The organism is Janthinobacterium sp. PLB04 (genome assembly GCF_021165895.1).
GTDB classification, from domain to species: domain Bacteria; phylum Pseudomonadota; class Gammaproteobacteria; order Burkholderiales; family Burkholderiaceae_D; genus Janthinobacterium; species Janthinobacterium lividum.
The window spans coordinates 5,875,571-5,896,726 of sequence record NZ_CP088968.1 but is presented as its reverse complement, the minus strand read 5'-3'; the positions used below and the strand labels follow the sequence as shown (position 1 = coordinate 5,896,726).

The 21,156-nt window shown below is 64.4% G+C and carries 18 protein-coding genes and 1 pseudogene; 7 read left to right on the top strand and 12 right to left on the bottom strand.

What is annotated here, in order from left to right; translation table 11 throughout:
- Positions 1-7 precede the first annotated feature (7 nt).
- From LSO07_RS26085 to LSO07_RS26075, 3 genes are read right to left on the bottom strand one after another with little or no spacing between them, the layout of a single operon-like run.
- Positions 8-550, bottom strand: a complete 543-nt coding sequence (locus LSO07_RS26085; protein WP_151097056.1) for a ParA family protein — start codon at positions 548-550, stop codon at positions 8-10.
- Positions 528-1,565 (bottom strand): 4-hydroxy-tetrahydrodipicolinate synthase, encoded by a 1,038-nt coding sequence (gene dapA / locus LSO07_RS26080; protein WP_151097054.1) that lies wholly within the window; start codon positions 1,563-1,565, stop codon positions 528-530. The genes LSO07_RS26085 and dapA overlap by 23 nt, the downstream gene beginning before the upstream one ends.
- Positions 1,562-1,870, bottom strand: coding sequence for a hypothetical protein (locus LSO07_RS26075; RefSeq protein ID WP_225317423.1), 309 nt, complete (start codon positions 1,868-1,870; stop codon positions 1,562-1,564). Before LSO07_RS26075 ends, dapA begins: the two co-directional genes overlap by 4 nt.
- A gap of 212 nt (positions 1,871-2,082) precedes the next feature.
- On the opposite strand from LSO07_RS26075, the gene LSO07_RS26070 reads away from it, so the two are divergent.
- Positions 2,083-3,090 carry a gamma-glutamyl-gamma-aminobutyrate hydrolase family protein gene (locus LSO07_RS26070; RefSeq protein WP_034780288.1) on the top strand — a complete coding sequence of 336 codons (1,008 nt, stop codon included), beginning with the start codon at positions 2,083-2,085 and terminating at the stop codon, positions 3,088-3,090.
- On the top strand, positions 3,087-4,166 hold the full coding sequence (locus tag LSO07_RS26065) for an alginate lyase family protein (protein WP_151097052.1): 1,080 nt from the start codon (positions 3,087-3,089) through the stop codon (positions 4,164-4,166). Before LSO07_RS26070 ends, LSO07_RS26065 begins: the two co-directional genes overlap by 4 nt.
- On the opposite strand, the gene LSO07_RS26060 is transcribed toward LSO07_RS26065, so the two are convergent.
- The 8 genes and pseudogenes from LSO07_RS26060 to LSO07_RS26025 form a co-directional block, all read right to left on the bottom strand.
- Positions 4,167-6,638 (bottom strand): TonB-dependent siderophore receptor, encoded by a 2,472-nt coding sequence (locus LSO07_RS26060; protein WP_151097050.1) that lies wholly within the window; start codon positions 6,636-6,638, stop codon positions 4,167-4,169.
- 256 nt (positions 6,639-6,894) lie between these two features.
- Entirely contained in the window at positions 6,895-7,674 is a 780-nt protein-coding gene (locus LSO07_RS26055; RefSeq protein ID WP_225317483.1) for a FecR family protein, read from the bottom strand.
- Between the two features lie 54 nt (positions 7,675-7,728).
- Positions 7,729-8,211 (bottom strand): annotated as a pseudogene (locus tag LSO07_RS26050) (sigma-70 family RNA polymerase sigma factor); the annotation flags it as partial.
- A 390-nt stretch (positions 8,212-8,601) separates the two neighbouring features.
- Positions 8,602-9,732 carry a YbdK family carboxylate-amine ligase gene (locus LSO07_RS26045; protein WP_070256033.1) on the bottom strand — a complete coding sequence of 377 codons (1,131 nt, stop codon included), beginning with the start codon at positions 9,730-9,732 and terminating at the stop codon, positions 8,602-8,604.
- The gene (locus LSO07_RS26040) at positions 9,733-10,920 is read right to left on the bottom strand and encodes a cation:proton antiporter (protein ID WP_034780723.1); all 1,188 of its coding nucleotides are present in this window, start codon (positions 10,918-10,920) and stop codon (positions 9,733-9,735) included.
- Between the two features lie 311 nt (positions 10,921-11,231).
- On the bottom strand, positions 11,232-12,401 hold the full coding sequence (locus tag LSO07_RS26035; protein ID WP_070256030.1) for a vWA domain-containing protein: 1,170 nt from the start codon (positions 12,399-12,401) through the stop codon (positions 11,232-11,234).
- Positions 12,395-13,045 carry a GNAT family N-acetyltransferase gene (locus LSO07_RS26030; RefSeq protein WP_034780285.1) on the bottom strand — a complete coding sequence of 217 codons (651 nt, stop codon included), beginning with the start codon at positions 13,043-13,045 and terminating at the stop codon, positions 12,395-12,397. The genes LSO07_RS26035 and LSO07_RS26030 overlap by 7 nt, the downstream gene beginning before the upstream one ends.
- Before the next feature lie 9 nt (positions 13,046-13,054).
- Positions 13,055-13,924 (bottom strand): AAA family ATPase, encoded by an 870-nt coding sequence (locus LSO07_RS26025; protein WP_034780284.1) that lies wholly within the window; start codon positions 13,922-13,924, stop codon positions 13,055-13,057.
- Between the two features lie 234 nt (positions 13,925-14,158).
- Here LSO07_RS26025 and LSO07_RS26020 point away from each other — a divergent pair, with 234 nt between their 5' ends.
- Both LSO07_RS26020 and LSO07_RS26015 read left to right on the top strand, forming a co-directional pair.
- Positions 14,159-14,488 carry a c-type cytochrome gene (locus tag LSO07_RS26020; RefSeq protein WP_034746524.1) on the top strand — a complete coding sequence of 110 codons (330 nt, stop codon included), beginning with the start codon at positions 14,159-14,161 and terminating at the stop codon, positions 14,486-14,488.
- An 11-nt stretch (positions 14,489-14,499) separates the two neighbouring features.
- Positions 14,500-14,841, top strand: coding sequence for a c-type cytochrome (locus LSO07_RS26015; RefSeq protein ID WP_034780283.1), 342 nt, complete (start codon positions 14,500-14,502; stop codon positions 14,839-14,841).
- 14 nt (positions 14,842-14,855) lie between these two features.
- Here LSO07_RS26015 and norR read toward each other — a convergent pair whose 3' ends face one another.
- Positions 14,856-16,412, bottom strand: coding sequence for a nitric oxide reductase transcriptional regulator NorR (gene norR, locus LSO07_RS26010; protein WP_151097046.1), 1,557 nt, complete (start codon positions 16,410-16,412; stop codon positions 14,856-14,858).
- 150 nt (positions 16,413-16,562) lie between these two features.
- Here norR and nirK point away from each other — a divergent pair, with 150 nt between their 5' ends.
- The 3 genes from nirK to LSO07_RS25995 are packed head-to-tail and all read left to right on the top strand — an operon-like array spanning position 16,563 to position 21,051.
- A complete protein-coding gene (gene nirK / locus LSO07_RS26005; RefSeq protein ID WP_151097044.1) occupies positions 16,563-18,047 on the top strand; it encodes a copper-containing nitrite reductase in 1,485 nt (494 codons plus the stop codon).
- Between the two features lie 26 nt (positions 18,048-18,073).
- Complete coding sequence (gene ytfE / locus LSO07_RS26000; RefSeq protein WP_092607756.1) at positions 18,074-18,751, top strand: iron-sulfur cluster repair protein YtfE; 678 nt, start codon at positions 18,074-18,076, stop codon at positions 18,749-18,751.
- A 14-nt stretch (positions 18,752-18,765) separates the two neighbouring features.
- Complete coding sequence (locus tag LSO07_RS25995; protein WP_151097042.1) at positions 18,766-21,051, top strand: nitric-oxide reductase large subunit; 2,286 nt, start codon at positions 18,766-18,768, stop codon at positions 21,049-21,051.
- The last annotated feature ends 105 nt before the right edge of the window (positions 21,052-21,156 follow it).

The window sequence follows — 21,156 nt, the reverse complement described above, 5'->3', positions numbered from 1 at the left end:
CGCCAGGCTAGGCCGGCAGGTTGAAAACGGCGCAGTACAGCTGTCCCAGGCTGACTACGCGGGCGGCGGGAATCTGCGCGGCCAGGGCATGGGCGGGCGCCGCCTGCGTGTCCGTTGCCAGCAGGACGCGCAGGCCCGGATTGACGCTGCGCGCGTGCGCGATGCGGCGCGCCAGGCCCGCCTGCGCGGCGCCATCGACGACACCGTCGAGCGGCACCACCAGCACGCGCGCGGCGATCAGGGCCGAACGGCTGCCCATGGAGTCGCGGCCTTCGCTGTCGATGACGATGTCGTGGTAGCAGTGCACCAAGTGCTCGAGCTCCGGCTGCAAACCCTTGGCACTGATGGCGCGCGCCATCAGGCGCGGCCGCGTCAGGCTGCCGTGCATGGCGCCGTCGTGCATGTTCCTGGCTTGCGCCATGGCGCCCTGGCGCGGATCGGCATCGAGCAGCAATACCTTGCGTCCGGCCAGCGCGCGCGAGGCGGCCAGCCGCCCGGCCAGGATGGATTTCTCCATCCCCCCGCGTTCATCCGTGATGGCGATGATCATCTTGGCGTACGGCTGGCATGATGTTGGCAGGGGAGATCAGCTGCAGCAGACAGCCTTCGCGCGGCTCTTCCCTGTCGCTGGCTGTCCATATGGGCAGCTGCATCAATGGATCGAGTGCCGCGGCCAGGGCGGCCTGGCCGGCGGAAGACATGGGCGTCATCGGCAGGCGCAATGCGTCGCGCACCTTGCCCTGCATGGCCAGCGCCGCCTTGACGGGAGCGGGATTCGGTTCGGCAAACAGCAGGCGGATGACGGGCAGCATGGTCTTGAACAGCGCGCCCGCGGCGCCGTGGCGGCCCTGCTTGACGAGGTGGTACAGCTGCGCATACAGGTCGGGGCGCACCTGGGCGGCGGCCGACATGGCGCCGTGGCCGCCCATGGACAGGCTGGCCAGCAGCAGCGCGTCGTCGCCGCACAAGACGTCCAGGCGCGTGTCGAGCAGCAGTTCGCCCAGCTGCTGCAGCTTGCCGCCCGCTTCCTTGATGGCGACGAAGTGCGAGTCGCGCGCCAGCAGGGCCGCCGTCTGCGGTTCGATGTTGACGCCCGTGCGTGCCGGCACGTTGTACAGCACGATGGACTGGTCGGTGGCGGCGGCGATGGCCTGGAAATGGCGCACGATGCCATCCTGCGAAGGGCGCACATAGGCGGGTGCGGAGATGAGCAGGCCGGCCAGCGGATGGTCGTTGTAGCGCTGCACCGTGGCGACGACACTGTGCGTATCGCTGCCGCCGATCCCCATCACGACGGGGAAGCGGGGGCCGACGGCTTCGAGCACGCTGTCGAGCAGCATGGTCTGTTCTGCGGCGCTCAGCATGGCCGCCTCGCCCGTGGTGCCGCACACCACCAGGCCGTCGATGCCGCTGGCGGCCAGCTCGCACGCGAGTTGCTGGGCGGCGTCGAAGTCGATTTCGCCATCGCCATCGAGGAATGGCGTGACCATCGGCACCCAGATGCCCTGAAAGTGCGCGGTGATGCGCGATGAAGACATCGCCTGCTCGCAGGCATACTGGTTCATAGCGATTTCCCCTGGCTGATACGGCCAAATTCCGCCGCCGGCAGCAGGCGCATGACGGCATCCATGGTCAGGCGCAGGGCCGGTTCCGTTACGCACAGCCAGACTTTCATGCGCTCGGCATGGTCGACCGCCTCGACGCGCATGAATGACAGCATGCCGCCGCAGGTCTTGACGACCAACTGGCGCAGCTCGGCCAGGCAGGCTTTGTCGACCGTGATATGCATGAGGAAGGTGGGCAGGCGGGGATGGCGGTGGGGCAGTGCTTGATGCGCTTGATGCGTTTGCAGGCGTGAATGGGGTTCCATGGTGGCTTTGCAGCGGTGGTTGAGGTACGTTCAAGATTAGCAGCGGCGGCGTAAAGATTCTCTAAAAAGCGGGGCCGCCAGCGTAAACGGGCCGTATGCGTTGAGCGTGTTGCGTGGATGCCCCGTGCGTATGCTTTTGTTACAAAATTGAATCGTGCTTTCGGGGGCAGGGGTTTATATTGAAAACGTCTCCGCTTTCAGTCAGCCCTGCCATGTCAGACGAAAAAGATCCCCAGCTTCCTCCTTCCACCGATCCCGCAGCGCCAGCATCACCGCCGTCGCGGCCTGACCGGGTGGGCCGCCGGGCACCCGATGATGAGCACCGTGCGCGCGACGCGGCCCCCCGCTACCTGAAGGACAACGATACGCCGCTGGCGCTGGCCTGGCGGGTGATCTCGTCGCGCTACCGCTCCATGCGCGACAAGGCCAGCCGCGATTTCATGCGGCGCACCCTGCGCATCGGCATCTCGGCACGCATTTTCCACCCCGAGCCGGGCGCCACTGGCCTGCGCAGCAAGAACCTGCAATACCTGGAAGAATCGATCGCCCAATGGGTCATGTCGCGCGACGTGCTGGTCTTCATGATCCCGACGGTCAATACCAGCGGCCAGCTACATCCCAGCAATATCACCTTGCGCCACTATGCGCGCCACCTGGACGGCCTGGTGCTGCAGGGCGGCGCCGACGTCTCGCCGCAGACGTATTCCGAGGCAGCCACGCGGCCCGAATGGAACGGCGACCGCGCGCGCGACCTGTACGAACTGGAACTGCTGCACGAATTCGTCGATGCGGGCAAACCCGTGCTGGGCATCTGCCGCGGCTGCCAACTCATCAACGTGGGCTTTGGTGGCACCCTGTACCAGGACATCGCCTCGGATGTGGAAGGCGCCACCTCGCACGTCAACGACCTGTATGACCGTCACCGTCACAGCATCGTCTTCCCGAAAGGCTCGTCGCTGGCGGGCATGTTCCCGAAGGCGGGCGAGGCGCTCGTCAATTCCATCCACCACCAGTCGGTCAAGGACCTGGGGCGCGACATCACCGTGGAAGCGTATTCGCAAGGGGACAATATCGTCGAAGCCATCCGCTACCAGCGGGCGCGCTTCGTCATGGGCTTGCAGTGGCACCCGGAATTCCATTCGGCGGGCGGCGTCGAGCTGCTCGATTGCACGCCCATCCTCGATAACTTTTTGCGCGCGGCGCGGGAGACGCGGTTTTGAGTACGCACCTGATCCGCCGGCGCACTGTGCTGGCGGCACTGTTGGCGTTGCCCCTGGCGGGCTTGCGCGCGGCGCCGCGCCCGCATGAGGGGCCGCTGCCGTTTGCGCTGACGTCCGCCGCGCGCGCCCGCACGCTCAAGGCGCGGGTGGCGCCGGCCATTGCCGAACAGGTGGTCAAGGCGGCACGCAAGGATGCGGCGCGGCCCGTGCACTTGATGGCCGAAGTGCGCACGGGCGGCTTGCTGAAGGGAGAGGGCGGACGCGAGACCAGCCAGCAGGCGCAGGAAGACTGGCGCCAGGCGCGCTTGCAGGCGCTGGCCTGGCGGCTGTCGGGCGAGATGGCGCATTTCGAGGCGGCGCGCCAGCTGCTGTTGGCCTGGAGCGGCAGCTATCAGCCCTCGTTCAGCCCCGTCGACGAGACGGAGCTGGCCAGCCTGCTGATGGGCTATGACCTGGTACAGGAACGCTTGAACGGCGTCGAGCGCGAGCAGGTGCAGGCGTTTTGCCGCACCCTGGCGCACGGGTATTTGAGTGATCACATCAAGGTGGGCGGCCCGTCCACGGCGCGCAACAACTGGCACAGCCACCGCATCAAGATCGGCACGGCCGCCGCGTATGTCACGGGCGACGCCTTGCTGATCGCGCGGGCGAAGGAACGCTTCCTGGCGCACGTGCCGCGCAATATCGGCGCCGGCGGCGTACCCTTCGACTTCGAGCAGCGCGACGCCCTGCATTACACCACCTACAGCCTGGAGCCGCTGCTGACGACAGCCCTGATGGCGCAGGGGCATGGCGACGACTGGTATGGCGCGCCGGAAGCGCGGCGCCTGGCCGAGGCGCTGGCCTGGCTGGCGCCCTATGCTCAGGGCAGAAAGACGCACGAGGAGTTCGCGAAAAGCGCCGTGCCCTTCGACCGCAAGCGCGTGGCGGCCGGTGAAAAGGGCTTTACGGGGAATTGGGAGCCGAAGGGCGCTGCCAATGTGTACCTGCTGGCGGCGCGCTTCGATCACGCTTGCCTGTCGCTGGCGCTGGAGTTGCGTCCGCCAGCCTGGGCGCTGGCGCTGTACGGAAGCTGATTAAAACTTCGTGCGCACGGTGAACATCACATTGCGCGGTTCGCCGTAGAAGCCCGTCTGGAACAGGCCCAGTCCCGTCAGGTACTTCTTGTCCAGCAGGTTGTTCACGTTGAGGCTGGCCGTGACGTTCTTGCTGATCTCGTAGCGGGCCAACAGGTTGACCAGCGCGTAGCCGCCCTGCTTGATGCGTGAATAGTCCTCGATGGCGGGATTCCAGATATTGCCTTCGTAGCTGCTTTGCCAGTTGATGCCGCCACCGATGGTCAGCTTGTCCAGGCTGGCCGGCAGGCGCCACGTGCCTTGCACGCGCACCAGGTGGGCAGGCTGCGTCGTTTGCAGCATGGTGGAAAACACATCCTTGCCATCCGCGTCGCGCACGTGGGTGTAGGTGTAGCCGGCGCTCAGCTTCACATCCTTGGCCACTTCGCCCGTCACTTCCATTTCCACGCCGCGGCTGGTGACGCCGTCGATGGCTTTATACGCCTCTTCGCCGTTGACTTCGCCCACGGAACTGGCCACGTTGCTTTGACGGATCTGGAACAGGGACGCGCTGGCATTGACCTTGCCGTCGAGGTACTCCGCCTTCACACCCGCTTCCACGCCCTTGCCGCGCACGGGCGACAGGAAGTTGCGGTTGATGTCGCGGTTGCTCTGCGGCGCGAAGATGCTGGTGTAGCTGCCGAACACGGAATAGGTCTTGTCGAGGTCATACACGATGCCCGCATACGGCGTGATGACCTTGTTTTCCTCGATGCGCGAGGTGATGCGCGCGGTGCCGGCGTCGAAGAAGGTGCGGTCCTGTTCCTGCTTGTAGTTGCTGACGCGCGCGCCGACGATGACGGACAGCGCATCGACGGGATGCAGGCGCACGGCGCCATACAGGCCGCTCTGGCGCGTGCTGTCGTTGTCGTCGCCCAGGCGCTTGAATGCCGGTTCCGCATACTGGCCGCGCCAGTCGAAATAGCTGCCTTCCACGGGAGGGTAGACCGATTCGTAGACGGGACCATCCTGCTTTGCCGTCGAACTGGAATACCCGATCATCGCTTCATGCCGGCGGCCAAATGCCGTGAATGGACCGCTGGCATCCACGTTGACGGTGGTCTGGCGGCGGTCGCCCTTGTATTTGCCCATGAAGAAATACGTGCCTGCGCCCGTGACAGGCGCGGGATTGCCGCCGCTGGCCGAACCGAGCACGCTGTCATGCTTGCTGCGCAGCTGGTTGGCGCTCAATTTCACTTTCCATTCGTTGGCGAACGTATGTTCCAGCGAGGTAAACAGCGTGGTGTTCTGCATGTCGCGGCGGCTCCAGTCCGTGGCCGGGTTCCACGAGGTGGGGAAATCCGTGCGGGTGCCATCGGAAAGCAGGACGGGGAAGCCTGTCCAGGTCGAGCCGCGCGGCTTGTAATCCTGGTGCGTGAAGCCTGCCGTGAGCAGGGTGACGGGTGTCAGGTCCGCCTCGATAATGCCGTAGGCGACGGATTTCTGCTGCGTGTAGCGGTCCAGGTAGGAATGCTTGTCCTGGTAGGCGCCCACCAGGCGGCCGCGCACCGTGCGGCTGGCATTGAGCGGGCCGGAGACATCGGCTTCGCCGCGGTAGTTGTCCCACGATCCCGCGCCCAGGGTGGCCGAACCTTCGAAGCTGGCGGTGGGGCGCTTGCGCACCATGTTGACGGTGGCCGACGGGTCGCCCGAGCCGCTCATCAGGCCCGTCGCGCCCTTCAGCACCTCGATGCGGTCATAGATGGCCATGTCGCTGTTCGTCGTGCCCCAGTCGTAGACGCCGTCATAGATGGCCGACACGCCGTCGTACTGGAAATTGGTGACGGCAAAGCCGCGTGCCTGGAAGCTCCAGCGGTCGCTGTCGTAGTTTTGCACGCTCACGCCATTGACGTTTTTCATGACGTCGGAGACGGCATTGCTGTTCTGGTCATCCATCTGCTGGCGCGTGACGATGGTCAGCGACTGCGGCGTTTCGCGTTGCGTCAACGCCAGTCCCGTGGCGCCGCTGGCGGGGCCGCCCGTATAGCTGCCCGTGCCGCTGGTGGCGGCGCTGCGCTCGGCGGCCGCCACCACCGTGACGCCGCTCATGACGGCCACGCCGCGGCTGTCCGCCGAAGGGGCGCCGGCGCTGGCGGCGATCTTTTGCAGCAGGTAGCCGCCATTCGATTGCGGCACGGCTTGCAGGCCGCTGCCCGCCAGCAGCACGCTGAAACCCTCCTGCAGGCTGTAGCTGCCTTGCAGGCCGGCGCTGCGCAAGCCTTGCGTGGCCTCGCTGGAGAACGACAATAAAATGGCGCTGTCGCTGCCAAAGCGCGTCAGCACGTCGCCCAGCGCGCCGGCCGGAATGCTGTAGGCGCGTACTTGCCGGGTTTGCGCCTGGGCCGATGCCGGCAGGGCCAGGGCCATGCCGATTTGCGACAGGGCGCAGGCCAGGACGGTACGGGTAAGGAGGGAACGCGAAGCGTGGTGCATGGAATAAAACCTTTCGTGGATGCGCAAGATGGAGACTGCCTATCTAAGTAACCCTCAATAAGTTATTGTGTTTTCTGACTTCCATAAGCGGCGCTGTGCGGTGTTGCCCGCAGCTAGCAGTGCTCGCACTGCGTCGCTGCAGGCGCCTTGCACAGCATCCGGTTCTGTTCTTCATAAATTCACAATAATTTCCCGAGCATTACTTACCAAGTCACGCGAGCACGGCGAAACAGCTCACTTTGCAGAAAATATTTTTTCAGCGGGCCGCCAGTTCGATGCGCACCACCTGATGGCCCCAGAAGCGCGTGACGGTATTGCGCCGCAGCTGCAGGCTGGCGCTGACCGCGTCGAGGATGGCGCTGACATCGGCCAGTGGGTAGGAACCGGACACGCGCAGGCTGGCGACGGCGGGTGCACAGGCCAGCGGATGGTCGCTGTAGCGCGACAGCTCGGCGAGGAAATCGGCCAGGCGCATGTCGCGCGCCACCAGCATGCCGTCCAGCCAGGCGCCGCCATAAGGCGCCAGCGCCTGGCGGTGTAAGCCGGCGCCGTCGAAATGGGCGCCTTCCCCGGGACGCAGCACCAGGCGCTGGCCGCCGTCGTCGGCCAGCACGGCGACGGCGCCTTCGAGCACGCCGGCGCTGGCATATTGCTCGTGCAGGCGCACGGTGAAACGCGTGCCCAGCGCCTGCAGGCTGCCATGCGGCGTGTCGACGAAGAACGGCCGCTGTGCCGCGTCCTTGCCGGTGGCGATGAAGATTTCACCGGCCAGCAGTTGAATGCGGCGCTGTTCGCCGTTGTAAACGATATTGACGGCGCTGCTGGTGTTGAGCGTGAGCCGCGTGCCGTCATCGAGGGTCACGACGCGGCGCTGGTTGACGCCGGTGCGGTAGTCGGCCGTCCAGCCGCGCCACGGGCCGCGGCGTTCGAATGCATACAGCGAGGTGCCGCAGGCCAGCAGCAGGGCCAGGGTCTTGACGGCATGGCGGCGCGGCGCATTCGCCTGCACGCAGGCGCGCAGCAGGGTCGCCTGCATGGCGGGCGGCAGGTGTTCATGCTGCGTTTGCAGCTGCTGCCACGCTTGCGTGGCGCTGGCGGCCCGCTGCAGATGGCGTTTTACTGTCGCCAGCGAGATGCCGAGCTGGCGCGCAATGTCTTCCTGCGGCAGCTCGTCGAGCTGGCGCAGTAAAAAAGCCCGTTTCACGGGAGGCGGCAAGCCGTCGAGCATGCGGTCGAGTTCAAACACGGTGGCCAGCAGCAGCGACCGTTCCTCGGGCGATGGCGCATGCCGGGGCGGCAGTTGCGCCAGCACGTCGAGGTAAGCCTCTTCAAGTTTCTGACGGCGGTAATGGTTGAACAGCACGCGCTGCGCGACGGTGGCGAGAAAGGCGCGCGGCTCGCGCGCGGCGACGGCGTCTTCGCGGTCGAGCAGGCGCACGAAGGTGTCATGCGCCATATCGGCCGCGCACGCCGTGCTGCCGAGTTTTTTGCGCAGCCAGCCCTGCAGCCAGCCATGGTGGTCGGCATACAGTGTCGCAATGTCCTGGCGTTGTAGCGGCTCTGCCAGCGGCATCGCATTCCCCTTGCATGGCCGGCCCTGCTGGGCTGGTGTTTTTAAACAATAATAAGAATCATTCTCACTTATTGTAACAAGCGGGGGCAGGGGCTGTAAATGACGGGGGCGGCGGGTGTGGTTTTTTGGCTTTGCGCTGTTGGGGGAAAAGTCACGATGACCGGCAAAACCGTCGCGAGCTGAAGGGAGAGGCGGCCAAGAAGACTGTAGGCCGGATTAGCGCGCAAGCGCGTAATCCGACGCCAGCACTGGCGCTAACAATATTGTCGGATTACGCCCTATGGGCTAATCCGACCTACGCTTCTGATTGCACCCCAAAAGCAAGATCCGGGGTCGGACCCTGAGGGGCCGACCCCGGCAGTTCAGGTGTTGGGGTGAACGGGCCAGGCCTCAATAATTCATGGGTTCGCCCCGGAAGCAGCGGATCGCCGAATCGACCATGCCCTCGGCGCTGCCCTGCACATTGTGCTGCTTGCGCAGGTATTGGGCGTCGCTCCACTGCTTGGCCACGTCCGACAGGTGTTTCAGGGCTGGCGTGCTGCCCAGCGCCTCGGCGTGCGGTTCCATCTTGCGCAGGGTGGTCATGATGTCTTCGCGCAGCGACATCGTTTCGTAGGTTTTCGGGTGCGTGATGGCGCCATCGAGGCCGAAGCGGCAAGCCTGGAAGCGGTTGTAGTTATACACGAGGTAGTCGTCTTCCACCGGCGGCGTTTCGCGGCGTTCGAGCAGGTAGCGGCACAGGGCCTGCAGGTAGGCGGCCAGCGCGGCGGCCCGCTCCACCGTCAGCGGCGTGTCGCACACGCGCAGTTCGATGGTGCCGAATTCCGGCTTGGGACGGATATCCCAGTAAAAATCCTTCATGCTCTTGATGATGCCCGTGTTCTCCATCTTGGCGAAATACTCGTTGGAGAACTGGTCCCAGCTGAGGGTGAACGGCGCGCGCCCGCTCATGGGAAACGCGAACACGGAGTTCAGGCGGGCCGAATCGAACAGGGTGTCGCGTCCCTGCACGTAGGGCGAGGAAGCCGACAGGGCGATGAAGTGGGGGATGTAGCGGTTCAGCGAATGCAGCAGGAACATGGCGTCGTCGCCCGAGGCGCAGCCGATGTGCACGTGCTGGCCGAAGATGGTGAACTGCTTGGCCAGGTAGCCGTACAGTTCCGAGATTTCCTGGAAACGGGGCTTGGAAAAGATCTTTTGCGACGACCATTGCTGGAACGGGTGCGTGCCGCCGCCCGCGATGCCGATATTGAGCTTGTCGCCGGCCGTGATCAAGGTGTCGCGGATTTCCTGCAACTGCTCCAGCAGGGGACCGTGATGCGTGTGCACGCTCGAGTTGATCTCGATCATGCTCTCGGTGATTTCCGGCGTGACGTTGCCGGGGAACGGTTTTTTATTCAGCAGATGCAGCAGGTCGGGGCTGGCGGCCGTCAAGTCATAGTCCGACAGGTTTACCAGTTGCAGTTCGAGTTCAACGCCGAAGGTCAGCGCGGCCGATTGGCCAAAGGGTTCCAGCGGCATTTAGCGCTCCTTGATTTCGTGGGTTTCTTTGGCCAGCATCAGCACGCGCTGCACCAGCACAGGGCCGACCAGTTCCAGGCCCAGGGTGATGGCGGCCAGGGCGTTCAATTCGTCGCCGAAGTTCACGCCATGCTGGCGCGCGTGTTCCAGCAGCAGGATGATGAAGACGGAGACGGGCGTCAGCGCCACGCCCGTCAGCACGCCCTTGCGCCAGGAAATGCCGCTCACATGCGAAAACGCGGCGACGCCGACGACCTTCGTCAGCAGGCGTCCGCCGACGACGGCCAGTGCCAGGCCCGCGCCGGCTGCCACGCTGGCCCATTCCAGGGTCGAGGCGGCATACACGAACAGCAGCACCGTCAGCAGCTCGCCCAGCGCGCCGAAATTGCGCTGCGCCTGGCTGAAGGCGACGCGGCGGTGGCGCGCCACCAGGCCGAAGGTGAGGGTGGCCAAGAGCGGCGACAGGCTGGTGGTGTAGGTGAGGGCGACGAGCAGCATCACCGACAGCGCGAACGCCACGGTGGCATCCTGCGCCATGTTGCCCAGGCGGCGCAGCATGGCCGGCACGACGATGCCGAAGACGGTGCCGGCGGCCACGGAGGCGGCCAGCACGGCGGCGCTGCTGCTGCTCGCCTCGATCAGGTCGGTGGAGCTCTGGAACATCCAGAAGCCGACGATGATGTTGAACGTGAAGACGGCCAGCACGCAATTGAGGGCGGTGAGGTGGACGATGCGTTCCGTGACCTGACCCGAGCTGCGTTCCTCGTTGATGACGCGCATGATGGTGGCCGGCGAGGTGGACATGGCCAGCGACGCCAGCAGCAGCGCCGTCATCGAAGTGCTGCCGAATTCGATGCCGATGAAGTAGACGACGGCAAAGGTCAGCAGAGATTCCACCAGGCCCGTGACGGCGATCCAGGGATTGTTCTTCAGCCAGCGCAGGTTGATGCGGTAGCCCACCTCGAACAGGATCAGGCCGAAGGCCACGTCGGCCAGCACCAGCATGGGGCCCGCGTCCGTCTGCGGCAGGATGCCCACCTGCGTTTGCGCGAGGACGAAACCGATCACGCCGTAAAAACTGATGCGCGGCAGGCCAGTCCAGCGGTGGCCGAATTCGCCCACCACCCAGGCCAGGGTAATGGCGAACGGCCAGGACAGGTCGGCGGCGATCGAGATCAGACTTTGCATGCTCATTCCTTTGAAAATGGCGCTGGCACCGGCCGGCAGCACGGGGCTGGCGCGGCAATGTCGTGGTGCAGCGATGGTGCATTGTTTGCGCAGAGCGATGCGCCGATTCTACCGGAGCAGAAGGCGCGCACGATGTGCGCAATCGAACAGTGTCGCGGCCATGGCGGCCGCGCACAGGATGCAGCAGGTTGGGCAGGGCTGGTATCAGCGTATGGTACCCGCCCGCAGCGGAGATGCTCCGCACGGTAGTGCCGTGTCGCAGTGTACGGCATGGCGGCCCCCTGCCGCCATGGACTTTTTGTTGCGTGCCTTTATTTACTGAGCAGACGCATGCCCCGTTCCAGCCCGTCGATCGACAGGGGGAACATGCGGTTGTTCATCAGTTGCCGCATCACGCCGATCGACTGGCGGTACTGCCATAATCCCTCCGATTCGGGATTGAGCCAGATGAATTTCGGGAACGCCTGGGTAAAGCGGGCCAGCCACGTCGATCCCGCTTCCTCGTTGTTGTATTCGACGCTGCCGCCCGGTTGCAGGATTTCATAGGGGCTCATGGTGGCGTCGCCGACGAAAATCAGCTTGGTGTCGGGCGGGTATTTGCGCAGCACGTCCCAGGTGGGAAAACGCTCGGCGTTGCGGCGCCGGTTGTTCTTCCACAGGTAGTCGTAGACGCAGTTATGGAAGTAAAAGAACTCCATATTCTTGAATTCCGTCTTCGCCGCTGAAAACAGTTCCTCGGTGCGCTCGATATGGTCGTCCATGCTGCCGCCAACATCGAGCAGCATCAGCACCTTGATGCGGTTCTTGCGCTCGGGCCGCATCCTGATGTCGAGATAGCCCGCGTTATTGGCCGTGGCGGCGATGGTGGCGTCCAGCGCCAGTTCATCTTCCGCGCCTTCGCGCGCGAATTTGCGCAGGCGGCGCAAGGCCACCTTGATGTTGCGCGTGCCCAGTTCGCGCTCGCCGTCGTAATCCTTGTAGCTGCGCGCTTCCCACACTTTCACGGCCGTGCGGTTGCCGCCCTTGCCACCGATGCGGATGCCTTCCGGGTTCGTGCCGCCATTGCCGAATGGCGACGTGCCGCCCGTGCCGATCCATTTGCTGCCGCCTTCGTGGCGCTCCTTCTGTTCCTTCAGCAGCTCGTTCAGGCGGTCCATCAGCTTGTCGTAGCCGAATTTCTCCAGCTGCGCCTTCTGCTCCTCGGACAGCTCGCGCTGCATGCGTTTCAGCAGCCAGTCGAGGGGAATCGCCGCGTTCGTGTCGAAGGCCGCGTTGACGCCCTTGAAGTACTGGGCAAACGCGCGGTCGAACTTGTCGAAATGGGCTTCATCCTTGACCAGGGTCAGGCGCGCCAGATAGTAAAAATCGTCCATCGAGGCGTCGATGACGTTCTTTTGCAGCGCTTCGAGCAGGGTCAAGAATTCCTTGATCGAGACGGGAATCTTCGCATCCTTGAGCGTGAAGAAGAAGTCGATCAGCATGGCGCTTCCTCTGCCCCGGCGGCTCCCGCGCGGGGCAGCGCGGCGATGGGGCGCTGCGCCAGCTTGTAGCGCAAATGGGCGGCAATCTCGGGCCACTCGCCGCGCGTGATGCTGTACATGACGGTATCGCGCACGGTGCCGTCGCGGCGCAGCGCATGGTGGCGCAGCACGCCGTCCTTTTTCGCGCCCAGGCGCTCGATGGCCGCCTGCGAGGCGTGGTTGAAATTATCGGTGCGCAGGCCCACCAGCGCGCAGCCGAGCGTGTCGAAGGCGTGCGCCAGCAGCAGCAATTTGCAGGTGGTGTTGACGTGGCTGCGTTGGCAGCGCTTGGCATACCAGGTGTAGCCGATTTCCAGGCGCCCGATGGCCGGCACCACGTCGTGGTAGCTGGTGGTGCCGAGCACCTCGCCGCTGGCCACGTCGATGACGGCAAAGGCGAAGCGCGAAGGGCGCATCTCGATGCCCTTGAAAATGTACTGGTCCACCTGGTCCGGCTCGGGCACGGAGGTGACGCGCAGGTTCCACAGCTCGCCGTCCGTGGCCGCCGCGCGCAGGCCAGGCGCGTGGTGCGGCGCCAGCGCTTCGAGGCGGATGCCGTGCAGTTCCAGGGGGACGAAGACCTTGTCCGGGCTGATGTCGTTCACCGGCGCTCCTTAGCGGTTGGTGCGCGACATGAACATCAGGCGCTCGAACAGGTGCACGTCCTGCTCGTTTTTCAGCAGCGCGCCGTGCAGCGGCGGCACGACTGCCTTGTTGTCCTTGCTGCGCAGCGCGTCAAAGGGGATGTCTTCGGCCAGCAGGAGCTTGAGCCAGTCGAGGAATTCCGATGTCGACGGTTTTTTCTTCAGGCCCGGCACGTCGCGCACTTCATAGAAGGTTTGCAGCGCCTGCGCCAGCAATTCCTGTTTCAGGTGCGGGTAGTGGACGGCGACGATCTGCTCCATCGTGTCCTTGTCCGGGAATTTGATGTAATGGAAGAAGCAGCGGCGCAGGAAGGCGTCCGGCAATTCCTTCTCGTTGTTCGAGGTGATGATGACGAGCGGACGGTGGCGCGCCGTGACCATTTCGCGCGTCTCATACACATAGAATTCCATGCGGTCCAGTTCGCGCAGCAGGTCGTTCGGGAATTCGATGTCGGCCTTGTCGATCTCATCGATCAGCAGCACCACCGGCTCGGGCGCCGTGAACGCCTGCCACAGCACGCCCTTGACGATGTAGTTCTGGATGTCGCGCACGCGCTCGTCGCCCAGCTGCGAATCGCGCAGGCGCGAGACGGCGTCGTATTCGTACAGGCCCTGCTGCGCCTTGGTGGTCGATTTGATATGCCATTGCATCAGCGGCATGTTCAGCGCGGCGGCCACTTCCTCGGCCAGCATGGTCTTGCCCGTGCCCGGTTCGCCCTTGATCAGCAGCGGGCGTTGCAGGGTCAGCGCCGCATTCACGGCCAGTTTCAGGTCGGCGGTGGCGACATAGCTGTCGGAACCTTCGAAGCGTTGGCCTTGCTGGGTGTGCTGTGCTTGCATGAGCGGTCTGCCAAAGTAGGGAAATGGTGAGTATAAACAGAACTGTGGCGCACTGCCACGCGGACGGCCTGTGCCTGCCTGCCTACACTGCGGGTTTTATAGGTGGACTTGCAAGAATATCTTGGCTAGAATCGGCAAGCAGCAGATTAATTGTCAACCTTAATTGTCAATACATAAAATCAATAAAAAACCAGCTCTGGCGTTTCTCCGATTACCTTTGTTCACATTGCCACTATGAAAAAAATATTTGCACTTCTCGTGCTTGCCGGCATAGCAAATGCCGTCACAGCGGCTGACATTGTAGGAAACGCCAAGGCAGCCCCTGCCAAGGTGGAAATGTGTATCGGCTGCCACGGCATTCCCGGTTACAAGGCAACCTTTCCTGAAGTATTCCAGGTGCCGATGATCGGCGGCCAGCCGGCAAAATATATCGAGAATGCGCTGCAAGCCTACAAGAAGGGCGACCGCAAGCACCCCAGCATGAAGGGCATCGCCAGCAGCCTGTCGGACCAGGATATCGCTGATGTCGCCGCGTATTATGCGCAACAAGCCAAGACGAACTGAGGACCAGTCAGATGAAAAAACTACTCGCCGCCCTCGTTTGCGCCACCGTCTCGTTCGGCGCCAGCGCCGCCGGCAATATCAACACGGGCAAGGCCCTGGCCGAAAAATACAGCTGCGCCACCTGCCACGGCAAGGATTACGGTTCGCCCATCGATCCGTCCTATCCGAAACTGGCGGGCCAGCACAAGGACTACCTGGAACACGCCCTGACGGCGTATAAACGGGGCGACAAGCCCAATGGCCGCAACAACGCCATCATGACGGGCCAGGTAAAACCGCTGAGCAACCAGGACATCAAGGACCTGGCCGCCTACTTCCACAGCCTGCCGAGCACCCTGGTCACTCACCGCTGAGTTTTTACCCCGGTTCAGGCTTTCAAGCCGACCCGGCGCGCCAGCTTATGTAAATTGCTGGCGTCCAGCCCCAGCTGGCGCGCGGCAGCGGCCCAGTTATCCTGATGCAGGACCAGCGCTTGCCGGATGGCCTGGCGCTGGCTCGCTTCCACGATCTGATGCATGGACAGCAGCGGCGCCGCTGGCGTGCCGCACACGGCTGGCGCCAGCGGCAGCGCGTTCTCGCCGGCCGGCGCTTCCAGCGCATCGAGGTCGAGCATATCCGTTTCCAGGGTCACGATGTCCTTGCGGTCCGCGCCGCGGATCACGGCTTTCAGCGCGGCCCGGCTGATCACATGTTCCAGTTCGCGCACGTTGCCCGGCCAGCGGTAATGGCACAAGGCGTTTTCCGCCGCGGCGGACAGGCGCAGGCTGCGCAAGCCCAGGCGCGCGCGGTTTAGTTCCAGGAAACCACCGGCCAGCAGCAGCACGTCATTGCCCCGCTCGCGCAGCGGCGGAATCGGCACGGGATACACGGATAAACGGTGGTACAGGTCGGCGCGGAACGAACCGTCGCGCACATGCTCGCGCAGGCTGCGGTTGGTGGCGGCAATCACGCGCACGTTGACCCTGCGCGGCCGGTCCGCGCCCAGGCGCTGGATTTCGCCATTTTGCAAGGTGCGCAGCAGCTTGGCCTGTATCGACAGCGGCAATTCCCCCACTTCATCGAGAAACAGGGTGCCCCCTTCGGCCGCCTCGAAACGCCCGGGCCGGTCGCTGACGGCGCCGGAAAACGCACCGCGTACATGGCCGAACAATTCGCTCTCGGCCAGGGACTCGGGCAAGGCCGCGCAATTGACATGGATCAGGGGCTTGCCGGCGCGGCGCGACAGGCGGTGCAGGCGGTGCGCGCACAGTTCCTTGCCGACGCCCGTTTCCCCCAGCAGCAGCACGGGCAGTTCGGAATCGGCGACCACCTGCAATTCGTGCAGCAAGTGCGTGATGGCGCTGCTCTGGCCGACGAAATCGTGTTCCTCGCGCGGCGCTTGCGCATCGGCCAGCATGGCGCCGCCCGACAGGCGCAGGGCGCGGATTTCCGCCTCCAGGCGCGTGACGCGTACGGCCGCCTCGATAGCGCAGGCCAGCTCGCCCAGGTCGCGCTGCGCCTGCGTATCGAAAGTGCCCACCTGCAGCGCGTCGAGCGTGATCACGCCCCAGCGTTCGCCTTCCAGATCCAGCGCCATGCCCATGCAGTCGTGCACGGGCAGCGGCTCGCCGGCCCGCTCGGCGATCAGGCCATCGTAGGGGTCGGGCAAGGAACTGTCGTGATGGAAGCACAGCACGCCGCGCCGCTGCAGGATGGCGGCCAGGCGCGGATGATCGGCGACGGCGAAGCGGCGTCCCAGCGCGTCGCTGGCCAGGCCGGCCATCGCCACGGGGCGCAAATGCTCGCCATCGAGCTTGAGCAAGGCCACGGCCTCGCAGCCGAAGTGGGCGCGCAGGCTGCCGACCAGGCGCTGCAGGCGCACGGCCACGGGCAGGTCGGCGACCAGGTCGGTGAGCAGCAGCAGGTGGATGGCAGTGGTGGTCATAAGTACCATGCAGGGTACAACGGACCATGCTTTAAAAGGGTCATACCGACCCTGCAATTTTCAAATCATTGATTTAAAACAAGTTTTTCCTGGCACGTCGTTTGCCTAGGTAAGGGGGCCGAACCGGCATACAAGACCAAGGAAAGCTTGATGAAAACGACTCCCCCCCTCCGCGCCATTGCCGCCGCCGTCTGCGTACTGGCCATGCCCCTGTCCGTGCAAGCCCAGGCGAGCCTGCCGGCCAGCGCTGCCGCCACTGCGGCCAAACCCGCCGCCGCCACGCTCAAGCGCTATGAACTGCAAACCAATATCGTCGACGGTAAGATGGTGTTCATCGATGCCAAGGGCCAGGTCAATCCCGTGCTGGCGGCCAGGGTGGGCGACACGGTCGAACTTGTGCTGAAAAGCGGCGAAGGCGCCGAGCACGACCTGCTGATCCCGGAACTCAACGTGGCCTCGGCCAAGTTCAGCGCCAATAGCGGCAGCACCACCGTGCGCTTCAAGGTCACGCGCGCCGGCACGTTCACCTATTACTGCTCGATTCCCGGCCACCGCCAGATCGGCATGGAAGGCAAGCTGGAAGTGAGCGGCACCTCGCTGGCTGAAGCCGGGGCACCGAAGGCTGCTGGCGCCGGCAGCGCTGCCAGCGAATCGAGCCAGGCCGCCGCGCTGGCTCTGTACACGCCCGCACCGTCGCCGATGCGCGGTCCCGATCCATCGGCCGTCAGCGTTGCCGCCAATCCGGCCTCCGTGCCGGCCGCCATCGGCGCGCGCGCGCCGCAAACCCTGAAATACCGCATGGAGACGGTGGAACTGCCGGGCAAGCTCGATGACGGCACCAGTTTTACGTACTGGACCTTCAACCGGCAAGTGCCCGGCCCGATGCTGCGCGCGAAGGTGGGCGACACGGTGGAACTGACCCTGTTCAATGCCAAGGACAGCAAGATGATCCACTCGATCGACCTGCACGCAGTGACGGGCGGCCATGGCGGCGGACAGCACACGCAGGTGGCGCCGGGGCAGGAAAAAACGGTCACCTTCAAGGCGCTCAATCCGGGCCTGTACGTGTATCACTGCGCCACGCCCCTGGTGCCGCAGCATATCGCGGCCGGCATGTACGGCATGATCCTGGTCGAACCGGAAGGCGGCCTGTCAAAAGTCGACCGCGAGTATTACGTGATGCAGGGCGAGATGTACACGGGCCGTCCGCACGGCGCGCCCGTGCACCAGGAACCGAACCTGGAAAAAATGGCCAATGAACTGCCCGATTACTACGTCTTCAACGGCGAAGTGGGCGCCCTGAGCAAGACGCACAAATTGCAGGCGAAAGTCGGCGAGACGGTGCGCATCTATTTTGGCGTCGGCGGCCCGAACAAGATTTCATCGTTCCACATCATCGGCGAGATATTCGACAAGGTGTACAGCGAAGGCTCGATCAGCAGCCCGAAACACGACGTGCAAACCACCCTGGTGGCACCGGGCGGCGCGACCATCGTCGAACTCAAGGTACAGCATCCGGGCAGCTATCTGCTGGTCGACCATGCCTTGTCGCGCGCCGGCAAGGGCGCCGTGGGCGTGCTGGAAGTGACTGGCGAACCCGTGCCCGGCGTCTACCACGCGGGCGCCCGCCAATAAACCCTATTCATCATCAAGGAACTGTTATGGAAATGATCGAGCTATCCCTGGGCCAACTGGCTCGCCGCATCCCTGGCGCCACGCGCCTGTTCGATGCGCACCGCCTGGATTTCTGCTGCGGCGGCAACAAGACCCTGCGCGCAGCGGCCGAAGCGGCCGGCGTGGACACGGCGCCCATCGTCGAGGAACTGCGGCTGCTGGCAGGGCGCGCAGATACCAGCGGCGAGCGTGACTGGCAGGAAGCCTCGGCCACCGAGCTGGTGGAACACATCCTGGCGCGCTACCACGCCGTGCACCGCGAGCAGCTGCCCGAGCTGATACGCCTGGCACGCAAGGTCGAGCAGGTGCATGGCGAGCGCGCCGACTGTCCGCACGGGCTGGCGGAACACCTGTCGGCCATGGCGCAGGAGCTGGAAAGCCATATGCGCAAGGAAGAAGACGTGCTGTTCCCGATGATCGTGCGCGGCCAGGGGCCCCGGGCCGGCGCGCCCATCAACGTGATGCGCATGGAGCACGACGATCATGGCGTGGCCTTGCGCGCCATGGAGGCGATGACGAACGATATCACCGCGCCGGCCGGCGCCTGCACTACCTGGCGCGCGCTGTACACGGGATTGCGCACCTTCCGTGCAGACCTGATGGCGCACATCCATACTGAAAACAATATCCTGTTCGAGCGCTTTGCGCCGGCCGTGGTGCACTGACAAAGGAAAGACCCATGGGTCCCTACAAAAAACTCTGGTTCACCTTGATCGGTGTGCTGATCGTGACGTTTTCGCTGCTCGGCTACTACGGCACGGAAGTCTACCGGCAGGCGCCGCCGATCCCCGCGCAAGTGCTGGCGCAGGATGGCCGGCAACTGTTCGACCGCGAGGGCATCCTCGACGGCCAGACGGCCTGGCAATCCGTCGGCGGCATGCAGCTGGGCTCCATCTGGGGCCACGGCGCCTACCAGGCGCCCGACTGGACGGCCGACTGGCTGCACCGCGAACTGACGGCCTGGCTGGAACTGGCCGCGCAAGAGCTGCATGGCAAGGCGTACGCGGCGCTTGACGGCCCCGCGCAGGCGGCGCTGCGCGAAGCGCTCAAGATCGAATACCGCGGCAACCGTACCGATGATGCGCAAGTGCTGCGCCTGTCGCCGCGCCGCGTGCAAGCCATCGCCAACACGGCGCACTATTACGACCAGCTGTTCTCCGACGCGCCGGCGCTGCAAAAAAGCCGCGAGCATTTCGCCATGAAGGAAAACACCCTGCCCAGTGCCGAGCGGCGCGCGCAGATGACGCAGTTCTTCTTCTGGACGGCGTGGGCCGCCGCCACCGAACGTCCTGGCCAGAAAGTGACCTATACGAACAACTGGCCGCATGAACCGCTGATCGGCAACCAGCCCAGCGGCGAAAACCTCGTCTGGTCGGTCGCCAGCGTGGTGGTGCTGCTGGCCGGCGTGGGCTTCCTCGTCTGGGGCTGGGCCTTCTTGCGCGACCACGACGAAGCGCTGCCGGCCGCCGGCCCGCGCGATCCGCTCACCACGTTCGCCCTGACGCCTTCGCAGCGGGGACTGGGAAAATATCTGTTCCTGGTGGTGGCGCTGTTCACCTTCCAGGTCTTCATCGGCGGCTTTACGGCGCACTACACGGTGGAAGGGCAGCAGTTCTACGGCATCGACGTGTCGCGCTGGTTCCCGTATGCGCTCACGCGCACCTGGCATATCCAGGCCGCGCTGTTCTGGATCGCCACGGGCTTCCTGGCTGCCGGCCTGTTCCTCGCGCCCCTGATCAATGGCGGCAAGGATCCCAAGTGGCAGCGTCTGGGCGTCGATGTGCTGTTCTGGGCCCTCGTCGCCGTGGTGGTCGGCTCCTTCATCGGCAACTACCTGGCCATTGCGCAAGTGATGCCGCCCGAGTGGAATTTCTGGCTCGGCCATCAAGGTTATGAATATGTGGACCTGGGACGTTTGTGGCAAATCGGCAAATATATCGGCATCCTGCTGTGGCTGGTGTTGATGCTGCGCGGCGTGGTGCCGGCCCTGCGCAAGCCGGGCGGCGACAAGAACCTGCTGGCGCTCCTGACCGCGTCCGTCGGCGCCATCGGCCTGTTCTATGGCGCCGGCCTGTTCTACGGCGAACGCACGCATCTGTCGGTGATGGAATACTGGCGCTGGTGGGTGGTGCACCTGTGGGTGGAAGGCTTCTTCGAAGTGTTCGCCACGACGGCGCTGGCCTTCATCTTCTCGACCCTGGGCCTGGTGTCGGTGCGCATGGCCACGACGGCCAGCCTGGCATCGGCCTCGCTGTTCATGCTGGGCGGGATACCCGGCACCTTCCACCACCTGTACTTTGCCGGCACCACCACGCCCGTGATGGCCATCGGCGCAAGCTTCAGCGCGCTGGAAGTGGTGCCGCTGATCGTGCTGGGGCATGAAGCGTGGGAAAACTGGCGCCTGAAGGAACGCGCGTCATGGATGGAAAACCTGCGCTGGCCCATGATGTGCTTTGTCGCCGTCGCCTTCTGGAACATGCTGGGCGCGGGCGTGCTGGGATTCATGATCAATCCGCCCGTGGCCTTGTACTATATCCAGGGCCTGAACACGACCCCCGTGCATGCGCATGCGGCACTGTTCGGCGTGTATGGCTTCCTGGCGCTGGGCTTTACCTTGCTGGTGCTGCGCTATTTGCGGCCCGACTACCGTTTCAGCCCTGCGTTGATGAAGACGGCGTTCTGGGGCTTGAACGCGGGCCTGGTGCTGATGATCTTTACCAGCCTGCTGCCGATTGGCATCATCCAGTTCCACGCCAGCGTGACGGAGGGTCTGTGGTATGCGCGCAGCGAGGAATTCATGCAGCAGCCGCTGTTGCAGAACCTGCGCTGGATACGCACCTTCGGCGACGTGGTATTCATCGTCGGCGCCATCGCCATGGCGCTGCAGGTGGTGCTGGGGTTGCTGGGAAGAGGGCCTGCACAGGCCTTGCCTCAGCGCATGAAGCAGTCGGCAAAACCGATGTGAGGTAGTACTGGCACAACACCTGGGAAAACCGTAGCGAGCGGCAGCGATTTGTGGCTAAGAAGCGCAACCGTACTCTAGTACGGTGAGCATCGCAGGCCGCAAAGC